Annotated in this window: 23 protein-coding genes and 1 pseudogene; 13 read left to right on the forward strand and 11 right to left on the reverse strand. The window is 63.3% G+C overall.

All coding sequences use genetic code 11. The features are described from left to right. The first annotated feature begins 230 nt into the window (after positions 1-230). The 3 genes from AC1DZP_RS14480 to AC1DZP_RS14490 all read left to right on the forward strand — a co-directional run bounded on the left by AC1DZP_RS14480 (position 231) and on the right by AC1DZP_RS14490 (position 4027). On the forward strand, positions 231-1250 hold the full coding sequence (locus AC1DZP_RS14480) for an isopenicillin N synthase family dioxygenase (protein WP_095088845.1): 1020 nt from the start codon (positions 231-233) through the stop codon (positions 1248-1250). A gap of 399 nt (positions 1251-1649) precedes the next feature. Then, positions 1650-2972, forward strand: a complete 1323-nt coding sequence (locus tag AC1DZP_RS14485) for an LLM class flavin-dependent oxidoreductase (RefSeq protein WP_477303242.1) — start codon at positions 1650-1652, stop codon at positions 2970-2972. A gap of 29 nt (positions 2973-3001) precedes the next feature. Then, the gene (locus tag AC1DZP_RS14490) at positions 3002-4027 is read left to right on the forward strand and encodes an NADP-dependent oxidoreductase (RefSeq protein WP_477303244.1); all 1026 of its coding nucleotides are present in this window, start codon (positions 3002-3004) and stop codon (positions 4025-4027) included. Between the two features lie 131 nt (positions 4028-4158). Here AC1DZP_RS14490 and AC1DZP_RS14495 read toward each other — a convergent pair. Further along, a pseudogene (locus AC1DZP_RS14495) lies at positions 4159-4788 on the reverse strand (YjbE family putative metal transport protein); the annotation flags it as partial. A 404-nt stretch (positions 4789-5192) separates the two neighbouring features. Here AC1DZP_RS14495 and AC1DZP_RS14500 point away from each other — a divergent pair. After that, a complete protein-coding gene (locus AC1DZP_RS14500; RefSeq protein ID WP_477303246.1) occupies positions 5193-5645 on the forward strand; it encodes a lipocalin-like domain-containing protein in 453 nt (150 codons plus the stop codon). Positions 5646-6090: 445 nt separating this feature from the next. Continuing rightward, entirely contained in the window at positions 6091-6345 is a 255-nt protein-coding gene (locus tag AC1DZP_RS14505) for a hypothetical protein (protein WP_477225521.1), read from the forward strand. A 62-nt stretch (positions 6346-6407) separates the two neighbouring features. Here the strand turns inward: AC1DZP_RS14505 and AC1DZP_RS14510 are convergent, their stop codons facing one another. Together AC1DZP_RS14510 and xseA are read right to left on the reverse strand one after the other, a co-directional pair. Beyond that, positions 6408-7538 (reverse strand): DmpA family aminopeptidase, encoded by a 1131-nt coding sequence (locus AC1DZP_RS14510; protein ID WP_477303248.1) that lies wholly within the window; start codon positions 7536-7538, stop codon positions 6408-6410. Positions 7539-7542: 4 nt separating this feature from the next. Then, on the reverse strand, positions 7543-9108 hold the full coding sequence (xseA, locus tag AC1DZP_RS14515) for an exodeoxyribonuclease VII large subunit (protein WP_477303250.1): 1566 nt from the start codon (positions 9106-9108) through the stop codon (positions 7543-7545). 119 nt (positions 9109-9227) lie between these two features. Between xseA and AC1DZP_RS14520 the strand changes: the two genes are divergently transcribed. Continuing rightward, positions 9228-11438: a bifunctional diguanylate cyclase/phosphodiesterase gene (locus tag AC1DZP_RS14520; RefSeq protein WP_477303252.1), complete on the forward strand. Its 2211-nt coding sequence runs from the start codon at positions 9228-9230 to the stop codon at positions 11436-11438. A 24-nt stretch (positions 11439-11462) separates the two neighbouring features. On the opposite strand, the gene AC1DZP_RS14525 is transcribed toward AC1DZP_RS14520, so the two are convergent. Then, positions 11463-12419, reverse strand: a complete 957-nt coding sequence (locus AC1DZP_RS14525; RefSeq protein WP_477303254.1) for a LysR substrate-binding domain-containing protein — start codon at positions 12417-12419, stop codon at positions 11463-11465. A gap of 177 nt (positions 12420-12596) precedes the next feature. Here AC1DZP_RS14525 and AC1DZP_RS14530 point away from each other — a divergent pair, with 177 nt between their 5' ends. Further along, a complete protein-coding gene (locus tag AC1DZP_RS14530) occupies positions 12597-12887 on the forward strand; it encodes a DUF1127 domain-containing protein (RefSeq protein WP_477303256.1) in 291 nt (96 codons plus the stop codon). A 166-nt stretch (positions 12888-13053) separates the two neighbouring features. Here the strand turns inward: AC1DZP_RS14530 and AC1DZP_RS14535 are convergent, their stop codons facing one another. From AC1DZP_RS14535 to AC1DZP_RS14550, 4 genes are all read right to left on the reverse strand, one after another. Then, entirely contained in the window at positions 13054-14067 is a 1014-nt protein-coding gene (locus tag AC1DZP_RS14535) for a DUF937 domain-containing protein (RefSeq protein WP_477303258.1), read from the reverse strand. Between the two features lie 104 nt (positions 14068-14171). Further along, positions 14172-15545, reverse strand: a complete 1374-nt coding sequence (locus AC1DZP_RS14540) for a glutamate--cysteine ligase (RefSeq protein WP_477225528.1) — start codon at positions 15543-15545, stop codon at positions 14172-14174. A 245-nt stretch (positions 15546-15790) separates the two neighbouring features. After that, the gene (locus tag AC1DZP_RS14545) at positions 15791-16525 is read right to left on the reverse strand and encodes a 16S rRNA (uracil(1498)-N(3))-methyltransferase (protein WP_477303260.1); all 735 of its coding nucleotides are present in this window, start codon (positions 16523-16525) and stop codon (positions 15791-15793) included. Positions 16526-16556: 31 nt separating this feature from the next. Further along, complete coding sequence (locus AC1DZP_RS14550) at positions 16557-17219, reverse strand: hypothetical protein (protein WP_477303262.1); 663 nt, start codon at positions 17217-17219, stop codon at positions 16557-16559. 88 nt (positions 17220-17307) lie between these two features. On the opposite strand from AC1DZP_RS14550, the gene AC1DZP_RS14555 reads away from it, so the two are divergent. Beyond that, complete coding sequence (locus AC1DZP_RS14555) at positions 17308-18006, forward strand: type 1 glutamine amidotransferase (RefSeq protein WP_477303264.1); 699 nt, start codon at positions 17308-17310, stop codon at positions 18004-18006. A gap of 293 nt (positions 18007-18299) precedes the next feature. Next, positions 18300-18431, forward strand: a complete 132-nt coding sequence (locus tag AC1DZP_RS14560) for a hypothetical protein (RefSeq protein WP_257784452.1) — start codon at positions 18300-18302, stop codon at positions 18429-18431. A 37-nt stretch (positions 18432-18468) separates the two neighbouring features. Here AC1DZP_RS14560 and AC1DZP_RS14565 read toward each other — a convergent pair whose 3' ends face one another. From AC1DZP_RS14565 to AC1DZP_RS14575, 3 genes are read right to left on the reverse strand one after another with little or no spacing between them, the layout of a single operon-like run. Then, a complete protein-coding gene (locus AC1DZP_RS14565; RefSeq protein ID WP_477303265.1) occupies positions 18469-19260 on the reverse strand; it encodes a metallophosphoesterase in 792 nt (263 codons plus the stop codon). A gap of 35 nt (positions 19261-19295) precedes the next feature. Then, on the reverse strand, positions 19296-20432 hold the full coding sequence (locus tag AC1DZP_RS14570; RefSeq protein ID WP_477303267.1) for an alpha-hydroxy acid oxidase: 1137 nt from the start codon (positions 20430-20432) through the stop codon (positions 19296-19298). A 43-nt stretch (positions 20433-20475) separates the two neighbouring features. Next, positions 20476-21255 carry an FCD domain-containing protein gene (locus AC1DZP_RS14575; RefSeq protein WP_457151378.1) on the reverse strand — a complete coding sequence of 260 codons (780 nt, stop codon included), beginning with the start codon at positions 21253-21255 and terminating at the stop codon, positions 20476-20478. Positions 21256-21463: 208 nt separating this feature from the next. Between AC1DZP_RS14575 and AC1DZP_RS14580 the strand changes: the two genes are divergently transcribed. From AC1DZP_RS14580 to AC1DZP_RS14595, 4 genes are all read left to right on the forward strand, one after another. Continuing rightward, complete coding sequence (locus tag AC1DZP_RS14580) at positions 21464-22786, forward strand: DUF3422 family protein (protein ID WP_477303269.1); 1323 nt, start codon at positions 21464-21466, stop codon at positions 22784-22786. Positions 22787-22924: 138 nt separating this feature from the next. Further along, positions 22925-24421: an FAD-linked oxidase C-terminal domain-containing protein gene (locus tag AC1DZP_RS14585; RefSeq protein ID WP_477303271.1), complete on the forward strand. Its 1497-nt coding sequence runs from the start codon at positions 22925-22927 to the stop codon at positions 24419-24421. Positions 24422-24922: 501 nt separating this feature from the next. After that, the gene (locus tag AC1DZP_RS14590) at positions 24923-25504 is read left to right on the forward strand and encodes an ASCH domain-containing protein (RefSeq protein WP_477303273.1); all 582 of its coding nucleotides are present in this window, start codon (positions 24923-24925) and stop codon (positions 25502-25504) included. Beyond that, positions 25501-26706, forward strand: a complete 1206-nt coding sequence (locus tag AC1DZP_RS14595; protein WP_477303275.1) for an FAD-binding protein — start codon at positions 25501-25503, stop codon at positions 26704-26706. The genes AC1DZP_RS14590 and AC1DZP_RS14595 overlap by 4 nt, the downstream gene beginning before the upstream one ends. Positions 26707-26718 lie beyond the last annotated feature (12 nt).

Here is a 26718-nt window from a genome sequence, read left to right on the forward strand (position 1 = left end):
CCGATCTATGTCTCGTCGCAACATGCATGAAACATCCGTTGGGATATTATTTTGCCCTCGGGAAACATTATGCAGCGCTGACTTTCTTCCGTTGGCGTCGAGATTGGGGTGCCCATTGCTTTGATCGGCTGCCCCTGCGTGGCACCTTGGATGCACGTCCACGCCTCGAGTGCTTGCCGATGGTCGCTTCTACTTCTCCTCGGCAAGGGCGGAGAAAAGAAGGAACCTGCATGCCCAGAATTGTGCCGGTACTCGATCTGAGCCGTCTCGAACAAGGAGCGTCCGAGCACCGCACCTTTCTCCTGGATCTGCGCACGGCGGCCCGCGACGTCGGCTTCTTCTATCTCAGCGGCCACGGAATTTCGGCGTCAGAGACTGATGAAGTGCTCGATGCCTCGCGCCGGTTCTTCGCCTTGCCGGAGACCGACAAGCTGGCGATCGAAATGGTCAAGTCCTCGCAGTTTCGCGGCTACACGCGCGCCGGCGGTGAACTGACCAAGGGCGCTGCCGACTGGCGTGAACAACTCGACATCGGCGTCGAGCGCCAGCCCATCCCGCAAGGGCCGGGAATTGCGCCTTGGACACGGCTGCAAGGACCGAACCAATGGCCCTCGGCATTGCCCGATCTCAAGCCGGCGCTGCTGGCATGGCAGGCCAGGGCTACGGCGGTGGCGATCCGGCTGCTGAAAGCCTTCGCGCTGTCGCTCGATCAGCCCGAGGACGCCTTCGACGCGATCTACAGGGACTCGCCCAACCATCGCATGAAGATCGTGCGCTACCCTGGACGTAACGCGACGGATGGCGACCAGGGTGTCGGCGCGCACAAGGATGGCGGCTTCCTGACGCTGTTGCTGCAGGACGACAACAAGGGGCTGCAGGTTGAATATGACGGCAGCTGGGTGAATGTGGACCCGCTCCCCGGAACGCTTGTCGTCAACATTGGTGAACTGCTCGAACTGGCGTCGAATGGGTATCTGCGCGCCACCGTTCACCGCGTCGTGACCCCGCCTGCCGGCGTCGAGCGGATTTCCGTTCCCTTCTTCTTCAGCGCGCGGCTGGATGCGACCATACCGCTGCTGAATTTGCCCGAGGAACTGGCGGCCGAGGCACGCGGACCGGCAAGCGACCCGGACAACCCGTTGTTCCGCGATGTCGGCACCAATGTTCTGAAAAGCCGTCTGCGTTCGCATCCTGACGTGGCGCGCCGCCACTATGCCGATCTTCTCCAGACCGGAGCGGAGCGCCCGTGAAGCCCAAAGCATGTCGTCCAAAAGTGGCCCCGGTTTTAGGCGGACGACATGCATAACAAAGCCTCGATGCCGAACAGATTTTCGCCGTTTTGCGTGTTCTTTGGAACGTCATTCGTCGCCAAGTCGCGGAAATAAGCTCAGAAAGGCAAAATCGTTCGGCGGTCTCCTCCCATTCCGCTGAGCGGTGTTCCCCTCTGAAGGTTTGAACCTTCTTTTGGCCGGGCCGCATTTGAGCCCGGCCATTTTTTGTGCTGCGGTCATGGATCGCAAAACGGAATTGCTGCAAAAACCCGGCGCGGCGCAACGGAATACCTTCCCGGGTTGGGCGGACCGGCCGATCCTAAAGATCAGGATTCGAGCGATGGCGCTCGACCATATTGATTGGTCGGAACGATTTTCATGACACAGAAACAATTGCGGCTTGGCGCTTTCATGCGCCCCGTCAGCCTGCACACAGGCGCCTGGCGCTATCCGGGCGCCTATCCCGACGCCAATTTTAATTTCGCGCATCTGAAGCGCTTCGCCCAGACCTTGGAGGCGGCGAAGTTCGACGCCTTCTTCATGGCCGACCATCTGGCCGTTCTCAACATGCCGATCGAGGCGCTGCGGCGCAGCCACACGGTTACGTCGTTCGAGCCGTTCACGCTGCTGTCGGCGCTGGCGGCCGTCACCGATCATATCGGGCTGGTCGCAACCGCATCGACGACGTTCGACGCGCCCTACCACATCGCCCGCCGCTTCGCTTCGCTGGACCATATCAGCGGCGGCCGCGCCGGCTGGAACATCGTCACCACATCCAATCCCGATGCAGCGCTCAACTTCGGTCTCGACGAACATGTCGAGCATGACGAGCGTTACCGGCGGGCGCGGGAATTCTATGATGTCGTGACCGGCCTGTGGGACAGCTTCGCTGACGATGCCTTCATCCGCGACGCTGAAAGCGGTCTCTATTTCGATCCTTCCAGATTGCGTGTGCTCGATCACAAGGGCGAGCATCTCTCGGTGCGCGGGCCGCTCAACATCGCCCGTCCAATCCAGGGCTGGCCGGTCATCGTCCAGGCCGGCGCGTCGGAGGCTGGGCGGCAACTGGCGGCAGAGACGGCGGAAGTCATTTTCGCTGCGCATGCCGATCTCGCCGCCGGGCAGCGTTTCTTCGCCGACGTCAAAAGCCGTGCGGAGAAACTCGGCCGCTCGCGCGACGACATCAAGATCCTGCCCGGCGCCTTTGTCGTCGTCGGTGACAGTGTCGAGGATGCGCAGTCCAAGCGGGCGAAGCTCGACAGCCTCGTCTATTACGAGAGCGGCATTGCCTCGCTGTCGATCGCGATCGGGCATGACGCGTCCGGTTTTGATCCGGACGCGGCCTTGCCCGAAATCCCCGAAACCAATGCCAGCAAGAGCGGCCGAGAGCGTGTCATCGAACTGGCGCGCAAGGAGAACCTGACCGTCAGGCAGCTTGCCCAGAGGCTGGGTGGCTATTCCGGCCTTGCTTTCGTCGGTACACCTCAAACGATCGCAGACGAAATGGAGGAATGGCTGGTCACCGAGGGCTCCGACGGGTTCAACATCATGTTTCCCTATCTGCCCGCCGGGCTCGACGACTTTGTCGAGAAGGTCGTGCCCGAACTGCAGAGTAGGGGGATCTTCAGGCGGCAGTACGAGGGAACGACATTGCGCGAGAATCTTGGCCTGAAGCGGCCGCCCAACCGGTTTTTCGAGTAGAGTGTCCTTGACAGCGAGGTCGTCCCCAAATGTCAGCCCAGACAAACACCCGCATCGTGCTTGCAGCGCGACCGCAAGGCCGGCCGAAGCCAGGCGATTTTCGTATCGAGACGGTTGAAATTGTCGAGCCGGCGGAGAACGAACTCCTCCTGCAGATCCTCTATCTGTCGCTTGATCCCTATATGCGCGGGCGGATGAACGACGCCAAATCCTATGCCAAGCCGGTCGAGATCGACGGCGTGATGGAAGGCGGTACCGTTGCGCGTGTCGTCAGATCCCGCCACGCCGGCTTCGCTGAAGGCGATGTCGTCCTGTCGCACTCGGGATGGCAGAGCTTTGCACTGTCCGACGGCGTCGGGCTGCGCAAGCTCGAACCCGCGGCGGCGCCCGTCACCACGGCACTCGGCGTTCTCGGCATGCCGGGCTTCACCGCCTATGCCGGCCTGCTCACGATTGGACAGCCAAAGCCTGGCGAGACGGTCGTCGTGGCGGCGGCCAGCGGCGCGGTCGGGTCAGCCGTTGGACAGATCGCCCGCATCAAGGGCGCGCGTGCCGTTGGCATTGCCGGCGGCGCTGACAAATGCGCTTTCGTGCGGCAGGAGCTCGGCTTCGATGCGGTCGTCGATCACCGTGCCGATGATTTTGCCGCGCAGCTGAAGGCGGCCTGCCCTGATGGCATCGACATCTATTTCGAGAATGTCGGCGGCCCTGTCTGGGATGCGGTGTTCCCCCTGTTGAACGATTTTGCCCGCGTGCCGGTCTGCGGGTTGATCGCGCAATACAATGTCATCGCGGAGTCCGGCATCGATCGGCTGCCGACGCTGATGCAGCAGGTACTCCACCGAAGCCTGACGATCAGGGGGTTCATTCAGCGTGAATTCGTCGACCAGCGCCCGGCTTTCTACCGCGACATGGCCGACTGGATAGCATCCGGCCGCGTTCGCTACCGGGAAGATATCGTGGATGGCATAGAGAACGCTCCGCGAGCCTTCCTTGGCCTTCTCGAGGGTAAGAATTTCGGCAACCTCATCGTGCGGGTCGCCGGAAGTCCCTGAGGGCTTTGCCCAAGAGGATTCCCGCATTCGAATCCAGAAATGGTCGCCGCTCGTTCCTTGCCCCGCATGGAGACTCTAATTGTTGGGGCTCCAATCGAGCTCGACGTTCTTGAAAGAACCGTCCAATAGTCGAGCGCTTTCAACTGCTCGACGCCATCCAGCACCATGCTGCCTGCGACATAGACGATGACCGCAAGGCCGAGCCAGCCGATCCAGCGATGCCTGGCCAGCAGCGCCGCCACCAGCGTCGAGGCGACCGCCATCAGAACCACCGACAGGATGAGGCCGAAGACCAGCGCATCCATGTCGTCGCTGGCAGCACCGGCCACGGCGAGCACATTGTCCAACGACATCGAAACGTCGGCGACGACGATCTGCACGATCGCTGTGCGCAGCGCCTTGGCCGGTCGTGTCGCCGTAAGGAAAGCCACGGTCGGATCGGCGTCTGCACCGTCCGCGTCATCGGCATCGCCGGCGGATCGCAATTCCCCGAACATGTTCCAGCAGACCCAGAACAACAGCAGACCGCCGACCAGCATGATACCCGGGATCGCCAGCAACTGCACGGTCACCACGGCAAAGACGATGCGGATGACAGCCGCTGCGGCGATGCCGGCGATGATCGCCTTCTGCCGCAGCGCCTTTGCCAGGCCCGCGGCCGCCATGCCGATCACCACGACATTGTCGCCCGACAGAACGAGATTGATGGTGATGACTTCCAGATAGGCTGTGATCGTCGCCTGATCGATCCCAAGGGACATCCGGTAAGCTTCCCTGTCGTTCGCAGTTTTCCGTGCCCTAGGCAAGACTCAGCAAGACGAGTGGATCCTACCATGCATATGGGGCTTCGCTTCCGGCAAGATAGGGGTGGCCCGTTGCTACCGCACCTCGTCCTGCGGCGGCGTCAATGGCGGCATGAACTCCAGCACATTATCGGCTTGGAGGCAGCGGCGGCATTCGCTGCGCCGTTCTCGATGCGCATGATCCGGTCGTGTCTCGGTTTGAAGGCTCGCTGGTCGCGATCCGAGCCGAACTCCTATATACTTACCGCAAAGCATGGGGAGATCTCATTCCATATGCCGTCCAGACTGCCCGGATGCGCCGAGGCCGGGACCGCGCGGATGGTATAGAGAGCGCTTGCCAAGAAATAACGGAGGTGTGGGCAATGGCTGAAGATGTGCCCGATCAACCAATTCGCCGCGAACTCCTGCTTGGAAGCTGGCGAATGACGTCTTGGATGACGAGAGACGTTTCGACCGAGGAGCGGCAGCCAGCTCTGGGTCAGGAACCTGATGGCATCGTCATCTATACACCTGAGCGCGTCATTTTCTTTATCCTTAGGAACAATCGCAATCGGCCGCAGCGTTTGCCGCCATCCGACGAAGAGAAGATTGCGTTGTTCGACTCGATGTTCGCCTATTCGGGCAGCTATACGGTTGAGTCAGATCGCGTTGTCCATCATGTCGACATGAGCTGGAATGAAGCATGGAGTGGCACGGAACAGGTGCGGTTCTGCAAAGTCGACGAACATACGCTGACTTACACCTCGCCCCCCACCCAGAATCCGTTCGACGGGCGCGAGATTATTCACGAAGTGACCTATGTGCGAGAGAAATGACCCTGGGTCGATCTGCCTCTCAGGTCTCGGCATCGACCGCATCGCAAGATTTCAAACTGAGACACTACCTGATGGCGAGCAGAGTCGACATTGCGTGAGGATGTCACTATATACCGGCGGCTTCGACCCGCGCGCCTCAGGGCAGCGCCGCCGAAGCGACTGTAAATGTGTTACGGATTGCGCCATCTATTGTGACGAAATCGGCTAGGAAACCGGAAAAAAGCAAATAGAAACAGTGGCGCAAAGCTGGGCGTGATCCCAGCCAACGGTACCGACCCCTCAGAAACAGAATGCTCTTGACCCCTCGATTTCCTTTGACGCTGTGGACCTTGGACAAGATCGGCTTGCCGGTTGGCGACGACTCGGTTCGTATGGGAGCATGCATCCTTTGCGGGGTGTCGGCGTTTATGATTACCAACCGGCTTTGCCGCCAGGGAACAGCAGTATGAGTGAACACGCGATCGAGTTCTTGCGGGGATGGATAGGCGAAAAGGTCCACTGCCAGTCATCCCACGCCAGGATCGACAAGCAGGCCGAGACTCTGGCCAAGGAATGCGCTGCCAAGGCGGCAGAGGTCGGCATCCCTCTGGAGGATATCCAGGAAGAGGTCGGCGACATTCAGGAACTGATTGCCTCCCGGCTCGAGGAAGCGGCCGAGGCCGACGAGAACCAGCAGGCCCCCAGCAAAGCCGCGGAATAGCCGCTTAGAGCAATTCCAGGAAAACTGTCTGAAACGCGGGCTATTCGGCCCGCGTCTTCGTATCAGTCATCCCCTCCGCCAAATTTCTCTTTCAGCCACACTTTCGGTAACGCCGGCACGAAATTGCCGTCGCGCCCGCTCATGTCGTCATTGGCGACCAAGGCGTTGAGGATCGATTCCTCCACGCTCTGGATCACCGCGTCGAAAAACGGATCGATGTCGGTGTCGGGAACAAAATCGGCGCTGGCGATGCGGCCGGATGGTGCCAGCGCCGCGCTCGCATTGGCGGTTGAGAAGGCGATAAAGATGTCGCCTGAACTGTGATAGCCGAAGCCGCCGGTCATGGCGACGCCAAGCGGCACACGGCGGGCCAGCCGCTTCATCTGATGCGGCAGGAATGGCGCGTCGGTGGCGATGACGGCGATGATCGAGCCCTTTTCGGCACGCGGTGTGCCTTGCCGGATCGCCGGCTCGGCAAGTTCTGGCCCGGCGCGCAGGCCGCGAACCGTAAAATTGTGCCGCTTGCCGAAATTCGACTGCACGAAGGCGCCGACAGTGTAGGCACGGCCTTGCCATTCGACGATGCGCGATGCGGTCCCGGATCCGGCCTTGAAGCCGAAGGTGATCATGCCGGTGCCGCCGCCGACGCTGCCTTCCTCGATCGGTCCGCGGGCCGCACCGTCAAGTGCCTGCGCAACATGCTCTGATGTCAAATGGTGGCCGTTGATGTCGTTGAGGAAGCCGTCAAAGGTCTCCGCCGCCACCGGCAGGCCCCAGGCGCTGTCGAGTGCCGCCGGCAGCACGCTTTGCATCCAGCGCAGCGTGCCGTCGCGTGAAACACCGCAGGAATGCGTGTTGGTGACGGTGATCGGAAAGTTGAATGCGCCGGTTTCCTCGACGATGTGCGAGCCGGTCAGTTCGCCATTGCCGTTCTGGCTGAAGATGCCGGCAAAGACCGGCGTGGCAAGATCGGCGCGCGGCCGGGGCAGGATCGCGGTGACGCCGGTACGCACCGGTCCCTGGCCGACGACGAGCGCGCCATCGCCTGAAATCAGCGTCGTGTACCCGACCGCAACGCCCGGCACATCGGTGATCGCGTTGAACGGACCGGGTGTGCCGTCGAAACCGATGCCGAAACGCCGCGCGCGCGGCTTGCCGGAAGGCGTTGCCAGATGGTTCAGATTGTCGGTCATGATCTCAGAACAGCGATCCCTGATTGCCGGGCTCTTTGGCCTTTGCCGCCGGCTTGGCCACGGCTTTCGGTCTTGCCGTGCCGCTGGTGGCAATCGCATCGGCGGTGCCGTCGGCGAACTCAAGCGAAAGCGCCATTCCCGACGCCACTTCGGCCGCATGTTTGATCACTGCCCCATCGGCGTCCTTCACCAGGGCGAAGCCGCGCGCCAGGACGGCCTTGTGCGAAAGCGTGGTCAACAGGCGATCGGCCTGGCTCAATTGTCCGCGCAGGCGCTCGAGCCGGACGGAGATCACCCGATCCTGTCGCCGCGCCAGTGCTGCCAGCGTGTCCCCTTGCAGCTTCTGGCGCCGCGCGATCGGGGCCGGCGAAAGCCGCGTCGCGGTGCGCGAAAATCGTGCGCGACGCTCTCGCACGATGGCAAAAAATGCCGCTTGCGCGCGGGCGAGATCGCGGCCGGTCAGCGTGCGGGCTTCATTCATGCGCCGCGACAGCGTGGCCGGCGTCAGCCTTTGGCCTTGAAGGCGCGCCCGCTTGCGGTCGACGCTGACGGACAGCGCCCGGCCAAGGCGGCTTGTCGCCTCGTCTAAGCGTCGGCGCGGCAGCGCCAGCAATTGATCGGGCGAGGGCAGAGCGCGGGCGGCCGCACGGGCGGCTTGCCGCTTGCGCTCGAAATTGCGCAAGACCGCCGCCTTGAGCCGCGCGCCAAGGCTGGCAAGCGTCGCTTCGAGGTCGGCCTTCACCGGCACCGCAATTTCGGCCGCACCTGTCGGTGTCGGGGCCCGGCGATCCGCGACGAGGTCGATCAGCGTCCAGTCGGTCTCGTGGCCGACAGCCGAGATCACCGGAATGGCGGAGGCGGCAACGGCACGCGCCAGCGCCTCGTCGTTGAAGCCCCAAAGGTCTTCGAGGCTGCCGCCGCCGCGTGCCACGATCAGCAGATCGGGGCGCTGGATGGCACCGTCCCAGGCCAGCGCGTTGAAGCCGTTGACCGCGGCGGTCACTTCCGCGCCCGCCGTCTCACCCTGCACGCGCACCGGCCAGACCAGCACATGCAATGGAAACCGGTCCTTGATGCGATGAATGATGTCGCGGATGACGGAACCTGTCGGCGAGGTGACGACGCCGATGACGCGCGGCATGAACGGCAGCAACCGCTTGCGGCCGGGGTCGAACAGGCCCTCGGCCTGCAGCCGGCGCTTTCGCTCTTCCAGCAGCGCCATCAGGGCGCCGGCGCCGGCTGGCTCCAGATTGTCGATGACGATCTGGTAGTTGGATTTGCCGGGATAGGTGGTGAGCTTGCCGGTGGCGATCACCTCCATCCCCTCCTCGGGGCGGAATTTCAGCCGGCTCATCGTCCCCTTCCACACCACGGCATCGAGCCGCGCGCGGTCGTCCTTCAGCGCAAAATAGGCATGACCGGACGAATGCGGCCCGCGATAGCCGGATATTTCGCCTCGCACCCGCACATTGCCGAACACGTCCTCGACCGTGCGCTTCAGCGCGCCGGAAATCTCGCTCACCGTGTATTCGGTGGCGTTCGTGCGTGATTCGGATGCTGCCTCGCTCATTGGCCGATTGGGGAACGGTTGAACGCTCGCGTCAAGGCGCCTGTGACGGACCACACGTCATAACGTGATCTTAAGCCTGCTTTGATTGAGTTGCATCCAACGAAGCTGGCCAAGGACGCATGAGCGCAAGCGGACATCGCAGCCCATTGACGTATCAGGTCACGCTGACCGTGCTGGCGCTTGCCGCTTTTGCGCTGGTCATGGTCGTCGGATTTGGCTTCTACGCGGCCGTGCAGACCGATCGTGCCTCACTTGAGCGACAAAAGATATTCTTCGCCAACGGTTTGCAGGATCAGATCGCTACCGTGGAGCGCGAGCAGGAAAGTATCTCGGTTTGGGACGATTCCATTCTCAATGCCAAGGCCGGCAACCAGGAATGGATGGTTGAGAACATCAGCGTCTGGATGTACACCTACTACGGTCACAACCGTGTCTATGTGCTGGACGAGGCAAACCGGCCGATCCACGCCATGCAGGAAGGCAAGGTGATGCCGCTGGGCGTCTACGGCGCGGATGAGCCTGCTTTGCGGCCCACCATCGAAAAGCTGCGCCAGCTGATCGCTCAACCGCCGCAACAGAACGCATCCGGCGGCCCGACCAAAATGGTCGCCGAGGACCTCGTGTCGCTTGGGGGCAAGCCGGCGATCCTCAGCATCGCACCGCTGGTGCCGAGTTCGGACCGCGTCACCCAGGCGCCGGGCAGCGAATATCTGCATGTCTCGATCGAGTTCATCAACGACGCTGTCATCGGCAAGATCGCCGAAAAATATCTGCTCGATGGCGCGCACCTGCTGCTGTTGTCGCAACCGGTCAGCTCCGCCGCCATTCCGGTGATGAATTCACGCGGTGTCATTCTCGGCTACATCGGTTGGGATCAGGAGCGCCCCGGTCTGACGCTGGTGCGCAAGGCGGGCCCGGCATTGGTCGCCGGCGTGCTGTTTGCCGCGGGTGCATTGATCTTTCTCCTGCGGCGCCTGCGGCGGACATCGCTGGCGCTGCAGACCAGTCAGGCGCAGGCGCAGTATCTCGCCTTTCACGATACGCTGACGGGCCTCCCCAACCGGGCTCTCTTCGAGGACCGGTTGCGACGGGCCTTGCTCACGACCGGGCGCGATACGGCAAGGATAGCGCTGTTTTATCTCGATATCGATCGTTTCAAGCATGTCAACGACACGCTCGGCCATCCCGCCGGCGACGAGCTTGTGCGCCAGACGGCAACCAGGCTGCAGCAGACAATCCGGGAAATCGACACGGTGGCGCGGCTCGGCGGCGACGAGTTCGCGCTCATTCTGGTCGATGTTCGCGACATCAGGGCGGCCGAGGATGTTTCGGAACGGCTGCTGCGGAAGATGCAGGAGCCGTTCTGGCTGATGGACGATCAGGTCTTCGTCAGTGCCAGCATCGGCATTGCCCTGGCGTCGGGTCCGCAAGTCGATGCTGACGACCTGCTGCGCAAGGCCGATATCGCGCTTTACGAGGCCAAGAAGAATGGCCGCGGTCGCCATCAGATCTTCGCCGGCGACATGGACGACCTCCTGCTGCACAAGCGCAAGGTCGAGAACGAGCTCCGCAGCGCCCTTGCTGGCGGGACCGGGATAAAACTGGCCTATCAGCCGATTTTCGCCGCGGATGGCAGGACGATCGCCGGCGCCGAAGCGCTGATCCGCTGGGCGCATGAGATCCATGGCGCGTTGCCGCCGCAACAGTTCATCGCCATTGCCGAGGAACGCGGCATGATCGGCGAGCTCGGCAAATGGGTGCTGGGCGAGGCCTGCCGGTTCGCCGTCGGCACGCAATTGCCCTGGGTTGCCGTCAACGTCTCGCCGCTGCAACTGCGCGACGCCGGGTTCGCCGACGAGGTTGCGTTGATCCTTGCCGAGACCGGGCTGGCGCCGTCGCGGTTGCAACTTGAGATCACCGAAAGTGTGCTTCTGGAAAACAACGACACCACCAGGACGGTACTGGCGGCCTTGCGCCAAACCGGCATCGGGGTCGCGCTCGATGATTTCGGCACCGGCTATTCTTCGCTGAACTACCTGCGCCGCCATGCCATCGACAAGCTCAAGATCGACCGTTCCTTCGTGCGCCTTCTCGACAATGATCGAAACTCCACCGCGATCGTCAAGGCGTTGGTCGACCTTGCCATCGCTCTCGACGTCGAGGTCACCGCGGAGGGGGTCGAGACCGAGGAGCAAAAGGCCCTGCTCGTCGGCATGGGCTGCCATCAGTTGCAGGGCTATCTGCTGTCACCGCCGCTGGAGCCGGCCCAGATGCTGGCCCTGGCAGGCCCTTCGCCCGGCGAGGGCAGATCGGCTTCGGCCCTTGGTTGATCTTCCTGTCAGGGAGGATCTGGCCTACCAGCCCGGCAGGATCTGGTTCGGCTTCGTCCTCTTCATCTTGGCATAGGCGAGGGCGGCGAAGTCGAATGTCCCGGTCTCTTCGCCGATCGGCACGGAAATATTGTCCAGGCTTTCCGAAATGTGGCGGGCAAGCGCATCGACGATCTCCGGCCGCGACGTCTGCCCGCGCATGATGCCGATACGGCAATCGGGCAGGGCGCCAAAGCCGTCGGCTTCACCTAGCACCCGCATGCCGGGCCTGAGCGCGCATTCCGGCAACACCGAGATCGCCAGGCCAGAAAGTACGGCGGCGGTGATGACAGTTGCCGAGAAGCTGGTGAACAAGATGCGATAGTCCCGGTGCTGCTGGTCTAGCACGTCGACGGCGGCGCGCCGCCAGATGCAATTCGGCCGGCCGAAGGCCATCGGCAGCGTCGGCTGCTCGTGCGTCGCATGGTTGGCCGAGGTGACCCACAGCAGCGGCTCGCGCCGCACCACTTCCGACTGGCCGCGTACATCATTGTGCGTCACCAGTGCCAGGTCGAGATTGCCGCGCTTGATATGCTCGACCAGCCCTGGCGTCGGCTCGCAGATGACGGTCAGTTCGACGCGCGGATTGGAGCGCGTGAAGCGCGCCATGATCTCGGGCAGGAAACGGTCGGCATAGTCGTCCGGCGTGCCGATGCGGATCGTGCCTTCGAGCCGCCGGTCGTCGAAGGCGGCCAGTGTTTCGCGGTTGAGATAGAGCAGCTGCCGCGCATAGGAGAGCAGCTTGTCGCCCTCCTCGGTCAGCCTGTTGGTACGCCCGTCCTTTTCGAACAGCGGCTTGCCGATCCGCTCTTCCAGCCGGCGCATCTGCATCGATACTGCCGACTGTGTCCGGTGCACCTCTTCGGCCGCCCGCGTAAAGCTGCCGGTGTCGGCAATCGAGATGAAGGTCTGCAACTGATCGAGATCGAGTGGCGCTTTCATCGGTCCAATCCATCACTAGTGTTGATGCCTAGGATTAGAAACATTCGTTGGATTAATCAATCGGTCGATGGCAAATTGTCATTGTCCACATGAAGGCATGTGAATCGAAGCCGAAACGGTCGCTGTCGTCAGCGCCGATGGCAGGGCTTTGTCCGTTCGAGTCTGAAGGAGACCGACATGACCACGTTTGATTTCGCCACCGAGACCTCGCGCATTACCTCGCGTCCGGCCGTTGCGACGCGCGTGGCAAACACCGCCTCCAACGTTTACCGCGCCTGGAAAAACCGCCGCGCCTTCTATCGCCTTGGCGAGATGTCGGATTCCGAACTCGCCGATATCGGCCTGACGCGCGCCGATCTCCATGTCGCCATCGACATACCGTTTGGCCGCGATCCGACGAAGATCTTGCGCGAAATCGCCAGCGATCGCGTCGAAACGATCGAGCATTTCGCCCGCAAGGGGGCCTGATCGCCTGGCTTGGTTGCTATCGCACCGGTTGCCGTGAACCTTTTTAAGGTTCGACGCGACTGACGAGTATGCAGGCCCCCACTCCCTGCCGGATCCCCGCCGGCCCGCCTGCACGCTGGCCCGGTCCTCCCAGGACCGGGCTTTTCTTTTGAAGTGCCGATCGGTGCTACCGCCGATCCATGTCCCGCTTGAACTGGTCGAAGATCGTTTCCACGCCCTTCTGGTACTCGTCACGCTGCTGGGCGCCGGTCTCGAACATCTTGCCGAACAGGTCGTCGAACGGGTTCCTCGGCCGGCCGCTCGGATTGGTCTGCGGCTGCGGCGCCTGCCGCTGCGGTGGTGCCTGTGGCTGTTGCGGTGCGGGCTGTCCGCCCCCGCCGAAGCCGCCACCACCTTGCCGCAGCATCTCCTCGAAGATCTTGCCGAGTGGGTTGTCGCCATAGGGGCTCTGGGTCTGCTGCGGTTGCGATTGCTGCGGCTGCGGCGCTCCACCGCCGAACATGTCCTGCAGCACCTTGCCGAGCGGATTGTCGCCATAGGGATTGGGTGCCTGCTGCGGATGGCTTTGCGGCTGCGGGGCACCGCCGCCGAACATGTCCTGCAAAACCTTGCCGAGCGGGTTGTCCATCGGATTCTGCGGCTGCGGTGCCTGGCGCGGCTGTGGAGCGGGGGCTTGCATGCCGCTTTGCCGCATCATCTGCTCGATGATCTCGCCGAGCGGATTGTTGCCGCCGCCAAGGCCGCCGGCCGCCTGCATCTGATTTGTCGTCTGCTTGAACAGCCCGCCCATGACCATTGAGGCGATGGTCGGCAGCATCTGCTGCAGGATCTGCTGGCTGACGCCGCTGGCTTGCGCTGCCTGGCTAGCCACGGCCCGCGACAGGTCCTTCGAGCCGAACAGGTGCCCCAAAATGCCGTTGCCCTCATCGACGCCTTGCGGCGAGAAGGCTCGGGTCGCGTCCTCGAAATACCTGGCGTGCTGGCCGCTCGCCATCGCCGTCATGAAGGCGCCGAGCCCATAGGGATCGGCCGTGTTGCGCTGCAGCCCCTGCGAAAAGGCCGGCAGCAGAGCGGCAACGGCTGCCTGTGTCTGCTGCATCGAAAGCCCGTATTGCTGGGCAAGGGCCTGCATGCCGTTGCCGTTCTGGGCCTGGGCCAGCATATCGAACAAGGTAGGCATCGGCTTTCTCCTCCGGGAAATCCTAGGGTGGAGAGCCTAATTCGTTTCGATGGCCGATTGAAGCGGCTTTTGCCAATCAATCGGCCGCGCCTGCACTCGCAGGGTTAGTAGGCGTATTCCATGAAGACCGGCTCGATCGAGCCGCCCCAGCGCGTGTGGTAGGCGGAGAGCATCTCCTCGGCGCTGGTGGTGCCGCGTGCGACCACTTCATCGAGCGTGTTGAGGAACGAGGTCTCGTCATAGCCGTCGCGGTTCTTGCGGCCGCGGTTCTTCAAGCCCATGCGCGAGATGACCATCACGTCGCGGGCGATCTCGCGCAGCGTGGTGTTGCGGAAGGGCGCGGAAATGCCTTGTTCCGGCACCGCGTTGCGCATCGCTAGCACTTCGTCATATGTCCAGCTTGAGGTCAGTGCCTCGGCGGCGTCGAGCGCTGCCTCGTCATAGAGCAATCCGACCCAGAAAGCCGGCAACGCGCAGATGCGCCGCCACGGCCCGCCATCGGCGCCGCGCATCTCGAGGAAACGCTTCAGCCGCACGTCCGGGAACAGCGTCGACAGATGGTTCGCCCAGTCGCCCATCGTCGGCAGCCCGTCCGGCACTTCATTGCGCGCGGCGCCGGCCATGAACTGTCGGAAGGTGATGTGCGTCATGTCGTGATAGTGGCCGTCGCGGATGACGAAATACATCGGCACGTCGAGCGCCCATTCGACATAGTCGGCGAAACCGAAATCGGGCGAGAAGCAGAATTCGAGCAGGCCCGAGCGCTGGTTGTCGGTGTCGCGCCAGATGTCGCCGCGCCAGCTCTGCAATCCGTTCGGCCGGCTCTCGGTGAACGGCGAATTGGCGAACAATGCCGTCGACAGTGGCTGCAGCTTCAGCGACACCTGCATCTTGCGGCGCATGTCGGCCTCGCTCTCGAAGTCGAGGTTCACCTGGATCGTGCAGGTGCGGTACATCATGTCGAGACCCTTGGTGCCGACCTTGGGCATGTAGCGCGTCATGATCTCATAGCGCGACTTCGGCATTTTCGGCGTCTCGGCCAGCGACCATTTCGGGCTGCCGCCGAGGCCGAGAAAGCGGATGCCCATCGGCTCGGCGATCTCGCGCACCTGTGCCAGATGCGCATTGCCCTCGCGGCAGGTCTGGTGGATCGTCTCCAGCGGCGCGCCGGACAGCTCGAACTGGCCACCCGGCTCTAGCGAAATCGCACCCTGGCCGGTCGGTTCGACCAGGCCGATGATGCGGCCGTCATCGATGATCGGATCCCAGCCGAGTTTCTGTTGCATGCCTTCGAGGATGGCGCGGATGCCGCGCTCGCCGCCATAGGGCACAGGCGCGTTGCCGTCGACATAGAACGGGAATTTCTCGTGCTCGGTGCCGATGCGCCACTTGTCGCGCGGCTTGTTGCCTTCGGCCAGATGCTCGACGAGTTCATCGACGCCTTCGATCGGGCGGAAATCGGTTGTGTCGCGCGCCATGATAGAGCCCTCCGCACATAATCCCGAAAATCGGCTTTCGATTTTCGGAAAGGATCACGTGCCCCTTCAAGTGTTACAGCGTCCTTTGCGCGTCCGAAAGGACACGCTGAGTTGTAGGACGGTCGGACGACCGCCGGCGCTAGATGGACGAAATGTCAGTAGTCGATCAAGCAAAAAATCCTGAGCCACAGGTCAACAGGAATTGAACGATACTGCGCTCTCCGTCCCTTGCAAGGAATGAAGTCTCACCAGTCTCCGACGGTTGCCTGGATCACCGAAAGTGCTGCCACCGCCGCCGTATCGGCGCGCAGGATACGCGGTCCGAGCGGAATGGCCGTGACGAAGGGCAGGGCGCGCAGCATCTTGCGCTCGTCATCGGAGAAGCCGCCCTCCGGCCCGACCAGCAGCCCGAGCTTCTTTTCCTTGACCGCCTGCAGAGCCGGCAGCGGATTGTTGGTCGAGGCGTCCTCGTCGCAGAAGATCAGCCGCCGCTCTCTGTCCCAGCCGGTCAGCAGGCGGTCGAACTTTTCGGCTTCGCGCACCTCCGGCACCGCCAGGATGCCGCACTGTTCGGCGGCCTCGACGACATTGGCGCGCAGGCGATCGATGGAAGGTTTTGCCACTTGTGTGTGCTGGGTGATGACCGGCTGCAGGACACCGGCGCCCATTTCGACCGCCTTCTGCACGAGATAGTCAAGCCGCCCCTGCTTCAGAGGCGCAAAGCAGTAGATGAGATCGGGCAGCGGCGGCTGCGGCCGTTGCAGCGCCAGCACCTTCAGCCGCACCGCCCTTTTTGTCTTCGCCGCGATTGCCACTGACCATTCACCGTCACGACCGTTGAACACCAGGATTTCAGCACCTTCGCCAAGCCGCAGCACATGCAGCAGATAGTGGCTTTGCTGCTGACCGGCATCGAACTCGATCTCGGGCCGCAGATCGTCGGGCACGAACAGGCGTTGCATCTTGTAATTGGCGCGCATCGCCGAGAAATGAGCGAGCCGCCCGCCGGCGTCAAGCCTCGGCGGTCGGATGCCACACCGGCCGAAAGCCGTGCTGCAGGACGGCGAGCGCCGTGGCCGGCGTCAGCAGCGCAAGCGCCTTGCCTTCGAGCAAGCTGAAATCGCCGGGTGGGCCATATCCGGCAAAAGACCAGCGCAGCGCCTTGCCGCCGCGCAAGGCATAGGCGGTGCCGCCATCAGCAAGCATCGCACCGTCGGGAAGACCCGTAAGTTCCTCAAGGGCCAGCATCGGTGCCTTGCCACCGGACGCCAGCCGCTCCTTGTGCAGCCGCTTGTCGACTTGCGGCGCGCGTGGCTCGGCAATGCCGAAGGCATGGCCGAAGCGGCCGACGAAATCCTTGGCCCGTTCGCGCTGGCAAAAGAAGCAGGGCCGATGCCCGGCCGCCAGCGCCGTTACCTCGTCGAGGAAGAACAGCTCGGTCCAACCCGCTTTGCCGCCCAACTGGTCGTCGCTCTTCCGGTTGCGCCCCATCGGCTCGCGCCACACGTCGCGGAATTGGCACACGCAGATGATCCAGGCCGGAAGCGCCCAGCGCTTTTTCAGCAGCGTCTTTGTCTCGGGATCGTGGATGATGCCGCGATTGCCGGTGAACAGCCCGCGCTCGGGCACGGCGTGGATGGCGCCGAACGGATCGACCCGGTTCTGCAGTGGCATAGTTTTCTCCCGCAACACGCATCTTGGCTGCAATGCTGGCGGCATGATATCGCTCCTCGCATCATTTTCATGTCAGCAGGGTTTTGCGATGCGGGTGCTGGTGGTCCAGAACTACGACAATACCGGTCTTGGCCAGGTAGGCGCGGCTCTGGCGGAAGCGGGCGCCGACCTCGATCTGCGTTTGCCCTACAAGGGCGATCCCCTGCCGGATGATGCTGGCGGGCACGATGCCATGGTGGTGCTCGGCGGAGGCCAGAATGCGCTGGACGACGACGATTATCCCTATTTCCCGGCTCTGCTCGAATTGACCCGCGATTTCGCCGACAAGGACCGTGCCGTGCTCGGCATCTGCCTCGGCAGCCAGCTCGTTGCCCGTGCCTTCGGTGGCGAGAACCGCATCGGTGGCGCCAACGAGTTCGGCTGGCACGGCGTGTCGCTGACGCCGGACGCCAAGGGCGATCCGGTGCTGGGCACGTTGCCGGAGAAATTCCCGATCTTCCAGTGGCACGACGACACGTTCGTGCTGCCGGAAAACGCCGTGCGGCTCGCCGGCAATGATGTCGCCGAGAACCAGGCGTTTCGCGTCGGCCGTGCCGTCTACGGCTTCCAGTTCCATTTCGAGGCCGACCGGCCGATGGTGCAGGACTGGAGCACGTCCTTTGCGCCGACCATCGCAGCGCGCCATCCCGACTGGGCTGGCAAGCTCGATGGCGAAATGGCCCGCAACGGGCCTGATGCCGACGCTGCCGGCCTGGCCATTGCCCGCGCCTGGGTGGCGACGATCTGAGCGTCCTCCCTCGGCACCCTGCCACGTGACATAATTGGCACGCGGCGGTGAAACCGCCTGGGGAAAACCCCTTTCATCCTTGGCTTGTGTCCGCCCGTCATCCTAGAAGGCGCCCGCTCTGCATCGGCTGTGCAACCGCGATGAACCTTTGGTGTGACCCGCGCGACACACCGTCGATACAGAGTGCGCCTAGAAGCGCGAAATCGTCGAAACTTTGAACCGAATTCTCCGTTTCAACGCATTGGTAACCGCCTGGTGCACAGATGCAGCAAGCTCAACAAGAGATGACGTCCGTGAAAGCAGCGCTTCTGTCCTTTGCCATGTTGTCCGCCATCGTGCTGTGCGGCCTCGGCATCTATTCCGCCGACGCAGCCAACAACCACAACGCCGTCGACGGCTACGGCGTCACCGCCTCGCTTCGCTGAAAGCCGGAGCGTTTTCGCGTCCCTGGACGCGCCGCGCTCAAGCTCCCTTCGTCGTCCCAGCCTCCTTGATCGTGATCGTCAGGATACGTTTGTCCGGGCCGTCGACGACGAGCGCGCTGAGCATGCCTGATTGCCAGGCAAGCGTGTCGACATTGACCCGGTTGGCCATCACTTCCGCCTCCGGCACCGGCGTGTGCCCGTGCACCACGATCTTCGGGAACAGGCCCTGATAATTGTGGAAGATGTCGCGGATCCACATCAGGTCCTGCGGGTTTTGCCTTGCCAGCGCGATGCCCGGCCTGATGCCCGCATGGCAGAAGAAGAAATCCCCGAGCGTCAGCGAAAGCCGCAGCGATCGCAAGAAATCGATATGGGTTTGCGGCACCGCCTCGACCAGGGATTCATGTCCTTTGCGCACGGCGGCCTCGGCTTTGCCGAACCACATGCTGGTGCCTTCACTGATCGCCACGCCGTAGGACAGCGCCGTCTGGATGCCGCCGAAACGGATGAAAAGCCCTTCCGGGTCGGGCTTCTTGAGAAAGTCGAGAAAGCCGACGTCGTGGTTGCCGGCCAGCATCACATGGCGCGGGTCGCGCTCTCGCGCCTCGATCAGGAAGTCGATGACGCCTTTGGAGTCCGGTCCACGGTCGACATAGTCGCCAAGATGGATGACGCGCCAGTCGGCAGCCGCATCCCGCTCGATCTCATCCTCGATCCGCTGATGCATGGCGGCCAGCAGGTCGAGCCGGCCATGCACGTCGCCGATCGCATAAAGACGCACACCTTCCGGCCCATGCGCGTCGAGAAAATGGATGCCGGGTTCTGCCAACTCTGCGCCGTCTCCGTGGTCAGGCTGTCACGGACTTAGCGCCGGAGCTGGTCCTTGCCCATGTCGGTGACCAGACGCTTTCCGCACAGAGCCAGCGTGATGTCCATCTCCTTGCGGATGATTTCCAATGCCTTGGTAACTCCTTCCTTGCCGAGTGCACCCAGGCCGTAAAGAAATGGCCGGCCGATATAGGTGCCCTTGGCGCCGAGGCAGAGCGCCTTCAGCACGTCTTGGCCGGAGCGGATGCCGCCATCCATGTGCACTTCGATCGTGTCGCCGACCGCGTCGGCAATCTCCTCCAGCGCCATGATCGAAGACGACGCGCCATCGAGTTGCCGCCCACCATGGTTGGAGACGATGATGGCGTCGGCGCCGGTCTTGGCCGCCATCAGCGCATCTTCCTTGTCGAGAATGCCCTTGAGGATCAGCTTGCCGCCCCAGCGTTCCTTGATCCAGGCGACATCCTTCCATGACAGATGCGGATCGAACTGCTCCGTCGTCCAGGAGGACAACGAGGCGACGTCGCCGACGCCCTTGGCGTGGCCGACAATATTGCGGAAGGTGCGGCGCTTGGTGCCGGCCATGCCCATCCACCAGCGCGGGCGAATGGCGATGTCGGCGATGTTGGCCAGCGTCATCCTGGGCGGCGCCGAAAGTCCGTTGCGGACATCCTTGTGGCGTTGTCCGAGGATCTGCAGGTCGAGCGTGAGCACCAGCGCCGAGCACTTCGCCGCCTTTGCCCGGTCGATCAGGTCGAGCACGAAATCCTTGTCGCGCAGCACATAGAGCTGGAACCAGAATGGCTTGCTGGTCACCGAGGCGACGTCCTCGATCGAGCAGATGCTCATCGTCGACAGGGTAAATGGCACGCCGAACTCCTCGGCCGCCTGCGCCGCCAGCATCTCGCCATCGGCATGCTGCATGCCGGTCAGGCCGGTCGGCGCCAGCGCCACCGGCATTGTCACCTTTTCGCCGATCATGGTCGATTCCAGCGAGCGGTTGCTCATGTCGACCAGCACGCGCTGGCGGAATTTGATCTTGGCGAAATCCTCCTCGTTGGCCCGGTAGGTGCTTTCTGTCCAGGCGCCGGAATCGGCGTATTCGAAGAACATTTTTGGTACGCGCCGGCGCGCGAGGTCCTTGAGATCGGCGATGGTGAGGAGTTGGCTCATGAGGGTCCCCGCTTATCAGTCCTGGAAGCGTCTGCGTGTGGTTTCATCTGGCCCCTTCAGAACGTTGCCTGAGCCTGAGCCGCGAGACGCGTTGCCAGTCGCCGCTGCGCTCGGCCTCGGCCATCGACCGCTCCACATAGATCATGTGGTCCATCGCCGCTTGCCGCGCGGCCGCAGGGTCACCGGCCTTCACCGCGGCATGGATAGCCCGGTGCTGGGCAAGCAGCGCGTCGCGCGCGCCGGGCACGGTGAACACCAGCAGCCGGTTCTGGAACACGCCTTCCGACAGCAGCCGGTAGCAGGAGCGCAGCGTGTGCAAGAGCAGGATGTTGTGCGCGCACTCGCAGATCGCGTGGTGGAACTCGACATCGATTTCGGCTTCGTCGTCGAAATCGCCGGTCCGGTGCGCTTCGTCCATGCGCGCCATGATGCGGTCGAGCAGCGCCAGATCCTCCGGCGTGGCGCGTCGCGCCGCATACTCGGCCGCGACGCCCTCGATCTCGCGGCGGTATTCCAGGTAGTCGGCCACCGCCTTGCGATGCATCGAGATCAGGTCGGCCACCGGCTTGGTGAACAGCTGGCCGATGATGTCGGCGACATGCGTGCCGCCGCCGGCCTTGGTCGTCAAAAGGCCGCGCCCTTCGAGCGCCTTGAGAGCATCGCGCAGGATCGGCCGCGACACGTCGAACTGGCGTGCGAGCTCGCGCTCGCCAGGCAACCGGTCGCCAGTGCGCAGCACGCCTTCCAGGATGAGGCTCTCGATCTGCTGCACCACCTCGTCGGCGGTGCGCGAATGCTCGATCCTGGAAAAAATGTCGCTCAACAGAATGCCTGGAAGGTGAACCGCTGTCGTGCAGGATAAAGCCTGCGTCGCCAACTGGTCAAATTATTTATCCAATTGGTCGAAGCGGGTCGATTTTGACGCCTGACGCCATATCGTCTTCGGCTAAACTTTGCTGTTTGCGTCATCTGGCCATTGGCCCTAGAGGGACGCAATGTAAGAGGGTCTAGAGAACCCCGGGGGACAAGCCGTGTCAGACGACCCGTCCAATCTCGAGTTCCAGCCGCGCTCCAAGGGCAGCGTCATGGGTTTTCCCGCGCATGAGGGCCGGCCCGGTGCGCTTGGCGAGGTCCATGCCCGGCCGCATCCGCTGATCGACAAGCCGCGTGTCCTGGTGCAACTCGCCTTCATGACCGAGGGCGGATCCGGTGTCGACCATGCGGTGCTGTCCGAACTATCGCGGCGTCTGGGCATTGCCGCGCCCGACCGCCAGGCCCGCCACCACGCCATGAAGTGGGGCAAGGGCTCGCTGCGCTGGGAGCGGCACACGGAATTCTCGACCTACCTGTGGGAAGGCCCGCTCTCCGAAAGCGGCAGGGCGCTGGAGGACTCGCCGTTCGGCAACGGGTTTTCCCCGCCGGGAACCGTCATCTCGGGGATCAGGCTCGAAATCCGCAAGTGGACGCAAGCGAGTGAGCGGCTGATCGCCGGCTTCGACCCGACCAGCCTGTGCTATTCGCTGGTCGAACGCGGCAACGCCGCCATCGTCACCGATTTCCGCCAGGATGGCGACGGCATGACCCGCATGTTGGTGCTCGACCGCGGCCTGACGCCGGCGCGAACCGGGGCGCTGTCTCAACGGCTGATCGACATCGAAACCTACCGAACGCTGGCCATGCTTGGCCTGCCATTGGCGCTCACCCTGTCCGGCCGCGCCCGCCGCATCGAGGACAGGCTGGCGCAGACCACGCTGGAAATGAAGGTCGCCGAAACCCGCGACAGCCAGACGCTGCTGGCCGACCTGACCGAGCTTGCCGCCGAGTTGGAAGCGGACGCCGCGTCGAGCCTCTACCGTTTCGGCGCCAGCCGCGCCTATGACGGCATCGTCGTCGAGCGGTTGGAGGCGCTCGAGGAAGAAGCCGTGCCCGGCTACGACACCTGGGGTGGGTTCCTGCAGCGCCGCGTCGCACCGGCCATGCGCACCTGCCGTTCGGTCGAGGAGCGCCAGGCCAATCTGTCGCGCAAGCTGACCCGCGCCACGACGCTGCTGCGCACCTGGGTCGATGTCGAGGTCGAGAAGCAGAACCGCGACCTGCTGGCGTCGATGAACAATCGCGCCCGCCTGCAACTGCGCCTGCAGCAGACCGTCGAAGGCCTCTCTGTCGCCGCCGTCTCCTATTATGTGGTCGGCCTCGTCGGCTATGTCGCCAAGGGCGCCTCGATCTTCGGCCATGCCTTCGCGCCGGAGGTCGTCACCGCCGCCTCGGTACCCGTCGCCATTCTGCTGGTGTGGTGGGGCGTGCGCCGCGTGCGCCGGATGCATTCCGAACCCGGCAAGCCGGCGGGCGAATAGGGCTGTACCCGCAGCGGCAGATTGCCGCTGCGGAAGCCTGTCCGGCGGTGACTTTGGACTTTCCGCCAAAGCGGGATTTGCAACCGCCGCGCTTCACTGGTAAAAGATTTTGACCAGTCAAGCAAAACGAGGCTGCAGATGTCCGGCCTGGCCATGCCGAAACCAGACGACGCCACGATGCGCCGGCGCGACGAGATCGTCGCCGACATGCGCATCATCGTCCCGGGCGAGGGCGTCGTCGACGCCGCCAATTCCATGCGGGCCTTCGAGAGCGATGGCCTGACAGCCTATCGGCAGCTGCCGCTGGTCGTCGTGCTGCCACAGACGGTGGCGCAGGTTTCCCGCCTGCTGAAATACTGCAACGACCGCAACATCCGCGTCGTGCCGCGCGGCTCCGGCACCTCGCTGTCTGGCGGCGCATTGCCGCTCGAGGACGCGGTGCTGCTGGTCATGAGCCGCTTCAACCGCATCCTGGCCATCGATTTCCCCAACCGCGTCGTCGTCGCCCAGCCGGGCGTCACCAATCTCGGCATCACCACCGCCGTCGAGCAGGAGGGCTTCTACTACGCCCCCGATCCATCCTCCCAGATCGCCTGCTCGATCGGCGGCAATGTCGCAGAAAATTCCGGCGGCGTGCACTGCCTGAAATACGGCCTCACCGCCAACAATGTGCTCGGCATCGAGATGGTGCTGATGAATGGCGAGGTGGTGCAGCTCGGCGGCAGTCACCTCGATGCGGAAGGTTACGACCTACTCGGTGTCATGACCGGTTCGGAAGGTCTGCTCGGCGTCGTCACCGAGGTCACCGTGCGCATCCTGAAAAAGCCGGAGACCGCACGCGCCCTGCTGATCGGCTTTCCGACCAGCGAGCAGGGCGGCCAGTGCGTCGCCGACATCATCGGCGCCGGCATCATTCCGGGCGGCATGGAAATGATGGACCGGCCGGCGATCCATGCCGCGGAAGATTTCGTCCATGCCGGCTATCCCCTGGATGTCGAGGCGCTGCTGATCGTCGAACTCGACGGGCCGAGTGTCGAGGTCGATCACCTGATCGGCCTTGTCGAAGCTATCGCCTACAAGAACGGTTCGACCACCTGCCGCATCTCGCAGTCGGAGCAGGAGCGGTTGAGCTTCTGGGCCGGCCGCAAGGCGGCCTTTCCGGCGGTTGGCCGCATCTCGCCCGACTATTACTGCATGGATGGCACCATCCCGCGCAAGGAACTGCCGCGCGTGCTGGCCGGCATGCGCGAGCTGTCGGAGACATACGGTCTCGGCGTCGCCAATGTCTTTCACGCCGGCGACGGCAATCTGCATCCGCTGATCCTTTACGACGCCAATGTGCCCGGCGAACTCGAGAAGGCCGAAAGCTTCGGCGCCGACATATTGCGGCTCTGCGTCAAGGTCGGCGGCGTGCTTACCGGCGAACACGGCGTTGGCGTCGAGAAGCGCGACCTGATGCCGGAGATGTTCAACCAGATCGACCTCGACCAGCAGATGCGGGTCAAATGCGCTTTCGACCCCAACCATCTTTTGAATCCCGGCAAGGTCTTCCCGCAGCTTCGCCGCTGCGCCGAACTCGGCCGCATGCACATTTCCGGCGGCAAGCTGCCGTTTCCGGACATTCCGAGGTTTTGAGTTGAGATGGCAAAGAAGCCAACCGCGCCAGCTTTCCCATTGTCCAAGATCATTAAGGATCGCCTTGCCGATAGGCGGCTACATGGCAGTTGGAGACACGAAACTGACCCAAACCCGATTGTTTCACCGCCTTCTTTGCGCCGTATGGGTGCTCTGCTGTGGGTATTCGTGGATCGTTACGGTGAAGAGGGGATGGCGGTCGGAAGCTCTCGCTGTCCACCATATACGCGTGACCTGCAATCCTTGGTGCACCTCGGCTTGCTGACGTTGAAGCGGGAGTTTCCTGGAAGAAATGTGCTCAGAATCTCCGCTTCTGGTCGAACTAGATTGGGCCAACTAGAGGTGTCAGAGGCCGACAAACTTTGGGTTCTGCGTGCGATCGGCGAAGGCGCATTACGATGAAAGAGCAGGAACAGTACATCGTTTCGAGGTTTTGAGCAGAGATGCTGGTGCTTGAACATGCCCCTCTGTCGAAAGGGGCGAGCCCGAGTGAGGTCTGAATTGCTGTTCAAACAATCCTCGCTGGACAAGATCGCGCGCAAGGAAGTGACGCTCGCGTTCCGCCGCTGGAAGCGGCCGACAGTCAAGGCCGGCGGGCGGGTGAGGACGGCGTCGGGCGTCGTGCTGATCGGCGATATTGCGATCGTGGACATGTCCGCACTGACGGAAAAGGACGCAGCGGCCGGCTTTCCGGCACTCGGAGCTCTTCAGGAGATGCTGGGCTCCCATGACGGCACCCCGGTCTACCGCATCGAACTCAACGGTATCGAACCCGACGAACGCGTTGCCTTGCGTGGCGAGGCCTCGCTTTCCGATGCGGATTGGCACGCCCTGACCGCACGATTTGCGCGCCGGGACAAGACGGCACCGGGTTACTTCCCGTCGATCCTGCGGACGATCGGCGCCCACCCGGAAGTGCGGGCGGCTGAGCTGGCTGCGATGGCCGGCGTCGAACCGCTGAAATTCAAGCAGGATGTCCGCAAGCTCAAGGAACTCGGCCTCACCGAGAGCCTCGAGGTCGGTTACCGGCTGTCGCCAAGGGGCGAAGCCGTGCTCGAAAAGCTCCGGGAGCACAGGCTTTGACGTCTTTTACCCCGACCACATCGGACGAAGTCCTGTCCACCGTCGCCTGGGCGGCGGCGGAGGAGTCGCCGCTCGAAATCCTTGGCCATGGTTCCAAGCGCGGCATTGGTCGTCCGCAACAGTGCGAACACACGCTCGACCTGTCCAAGCTCACAGGCGTTACGCTCTATGAACCGGCCGAACTGGTGCTGTCGGCCAAGGCCGGCACGCCGCTGGCCGACATCGAAACACTGCTGGCGGAAAACGCCCAGCAGCTTGCCTTCGAGCCGATGGACTACGGCCCGCTGCTTGGTGGCGAGCCCGGCAAGGGCACAATCGGCGGCGTGCTTGCCGCGAACCTTTCCGGCCCGCGCCGGTTGAAGGCGGGCGCGGCGCGCGATCATATCCTGGGCATCAATGCCGTTTCCGGCCGTGGCGAGGCATTCAAGTCCGGCGGCCGCGTGGTCAAGAACGTCACCGGCTACGATCTGTCAAAACTGATGGCCAACAGTTGGGGCACGCTGGCCGTGTTCACGGATGTCACCTTCAAGGTGCTGCCCGCCGCCGAGACCGAGGTGACGCTCGCCGTCCGTGGCCTGCTCGACGATGCCGCCGCCACCGCCATGGCGCTGGCGCTCGGCTCCAGCGCCGAAGTGTCGAGCGCTGCCCATCTGCCGGAGCGTATCGCCGCGCGCGTCGCCGGCGGCACGCTTGGCAGCGAGGCCGCGACGTTGCTGCGCGTCGAAGGTTTTGGCCCTTCCGTCGCCTATCGCATCGCCGCTCTGAAAACGCTGCTCGGCAAGGCTGGACCGCTGGAGGAGATTTCCGGCGAGGCTTCACGGCTGATCTGGCGAGATGTGCGCGATTGCAGGCCCTTCGCCGACGGCACCGAGAAGCCGGTCTGGCGTGTGTCGATGACGCCGGGAGAGGGCCACCAGATGGTTCTGACGCTGCGCATGCAGGCCGCTGTCAGCGCGTTCTATGATTGGCAGGGCGGGCTGGTGTGGTTGCGCATGGAAGAGGGCGAACCGGAAGCCGCTTTGCTGCGTGGGCTGTTGAGAAAACATGGCGGCGGCCATGCGACGCTGGTGCGCGCCGCCCCTTCCCATCGCGCCGCCCTGCCGGTTTTCGAGCCGCAGGCGCCGACGCTGGCCGCACTTAGCGCGCGGCTGAAGCAGGAATTCGACCCAAGAAACATCCTCAATCCCGGCCGCATGGCCTAGGACTAGATCGCG

It is taken from the genome of Mesorhizobium sp. P2_F8 (assembly GCF_056403655.1).

Coding starts and splice junctions, on each gene's coding strand:
- AC1DZP_RS14520 (WP_477303252.1), top strand. CDS start 9,228: ATGAGCGCAAGCGGACATCGCAGCCCATTGACGTATCAGGTCACGCTG.
- AC1DZP_RS14550 (WP_477303262.1), bottom strand. CDS start 17,219: ATGCCACTGCAGAACCGGGTCGATCCGTTCGGCGCCATCCACGCCGTG.
- AC1DZP_RS14525 (WP_477303254.1), bottom strand. CDS start 12,419: ATGAAAGCGCCACTCGATCTCGATCAGTTGCAGACCTTCATCTCGATT.
- AC1DZP_RS14555 (WP_477303264.1), top strand. CDS start 17,308: ATGCGGGTGCTGGTGGTCCAGAACTACGACAATACCGGTCTTGGCCAG.
- AC1DZP_RS14585 (WP_477303271.1), top strand. CDS start 22,925: ATGTCCGGCCTGGCCATGCCGAAACCAGACGACGCCACGATGCGCCGG.
- AC1DZP_RS14530 (WP_477303256.1), top strand. CDS start 12,597: ATGACCACGTTTGATTTCGCCACCGAGACCTCGCGCATTACCTCGCGT.
- AC1DZP_RS14500 (WP_477303246.1), top strand. CDS start 5,193: ATGGCTGAAGATGTGCCCGATCAACCAATTCGCCGCGAACTCCTGCTT.
- AC1DZP_RS14510 (WP_477303248.1), bottom strand. CDS start 7,538: ATGACCGACAATCTGAACCATCTGGCAACGCCTTCCGGCAAGCCGCGC.
- AC1DZP_RS14490 (WP_477303244.1), top strand. CDS start 3,002: ATGTCAGCCCAGACAAACACCCGCATCGTGCTTGCAGCGCGACCGCAA.
- AC1DZP_RS14570 (WP_477303267.1), bottom strand. CDS start 20,432: ATGAGCCAACTCCTCACCATCGCCGATCTCAAGGACCTCGCGCGCCGG.
- AC1DZP_RS14485 (WP_477303242.1), top strand. CDS start 1,650: ATGACACAGAAACAATTGCGGCTTGGCGCTTTCATGCGCCCCGTCAGC.
- AC1DZP_RS14505 (WP_477225521.1), top strand. CDS start 6,091: ATGAGTGAACACGCGATCGAGTTCTTGCGGGGATGGATAGGCGAAAAG.
- xseA (WP_477303250.1), bottom strand. CDS start 9,108: ATGAGCGAGGCAGCATCCGAATCACGCACGAACGCCACCGAATACACG.
- AC1DZP_RS14545 (WP_477303260.1), bottom strand. CDS start 16,525: ATGCGCGCCAATTACAAGATGCAACGCCTGTTCGTGCCCGACGATCTG.
- AC1DZP_RS14535 (WP_477303258.1), bottom strand. CDS start 14,067: ATGCCTACCTTGTTCGATATGCTGGCCCAGGCCCAGAACGGCAACGGC.
- AC1DZP_RS14480 (WP_095088845.1), top strand. CDS start 231: ATGCCCAGAATTGTGCCGGTACTCGATCTGAGCCGTCTCGAACAAGGA.
- AC1DZP_RS14540 (WP_477225528.1), bottom strand. CDS start 15,545: ATGGCGCGCGACACAACCGATTTCCGCCCGATCGAAGGCGTCGATGAA.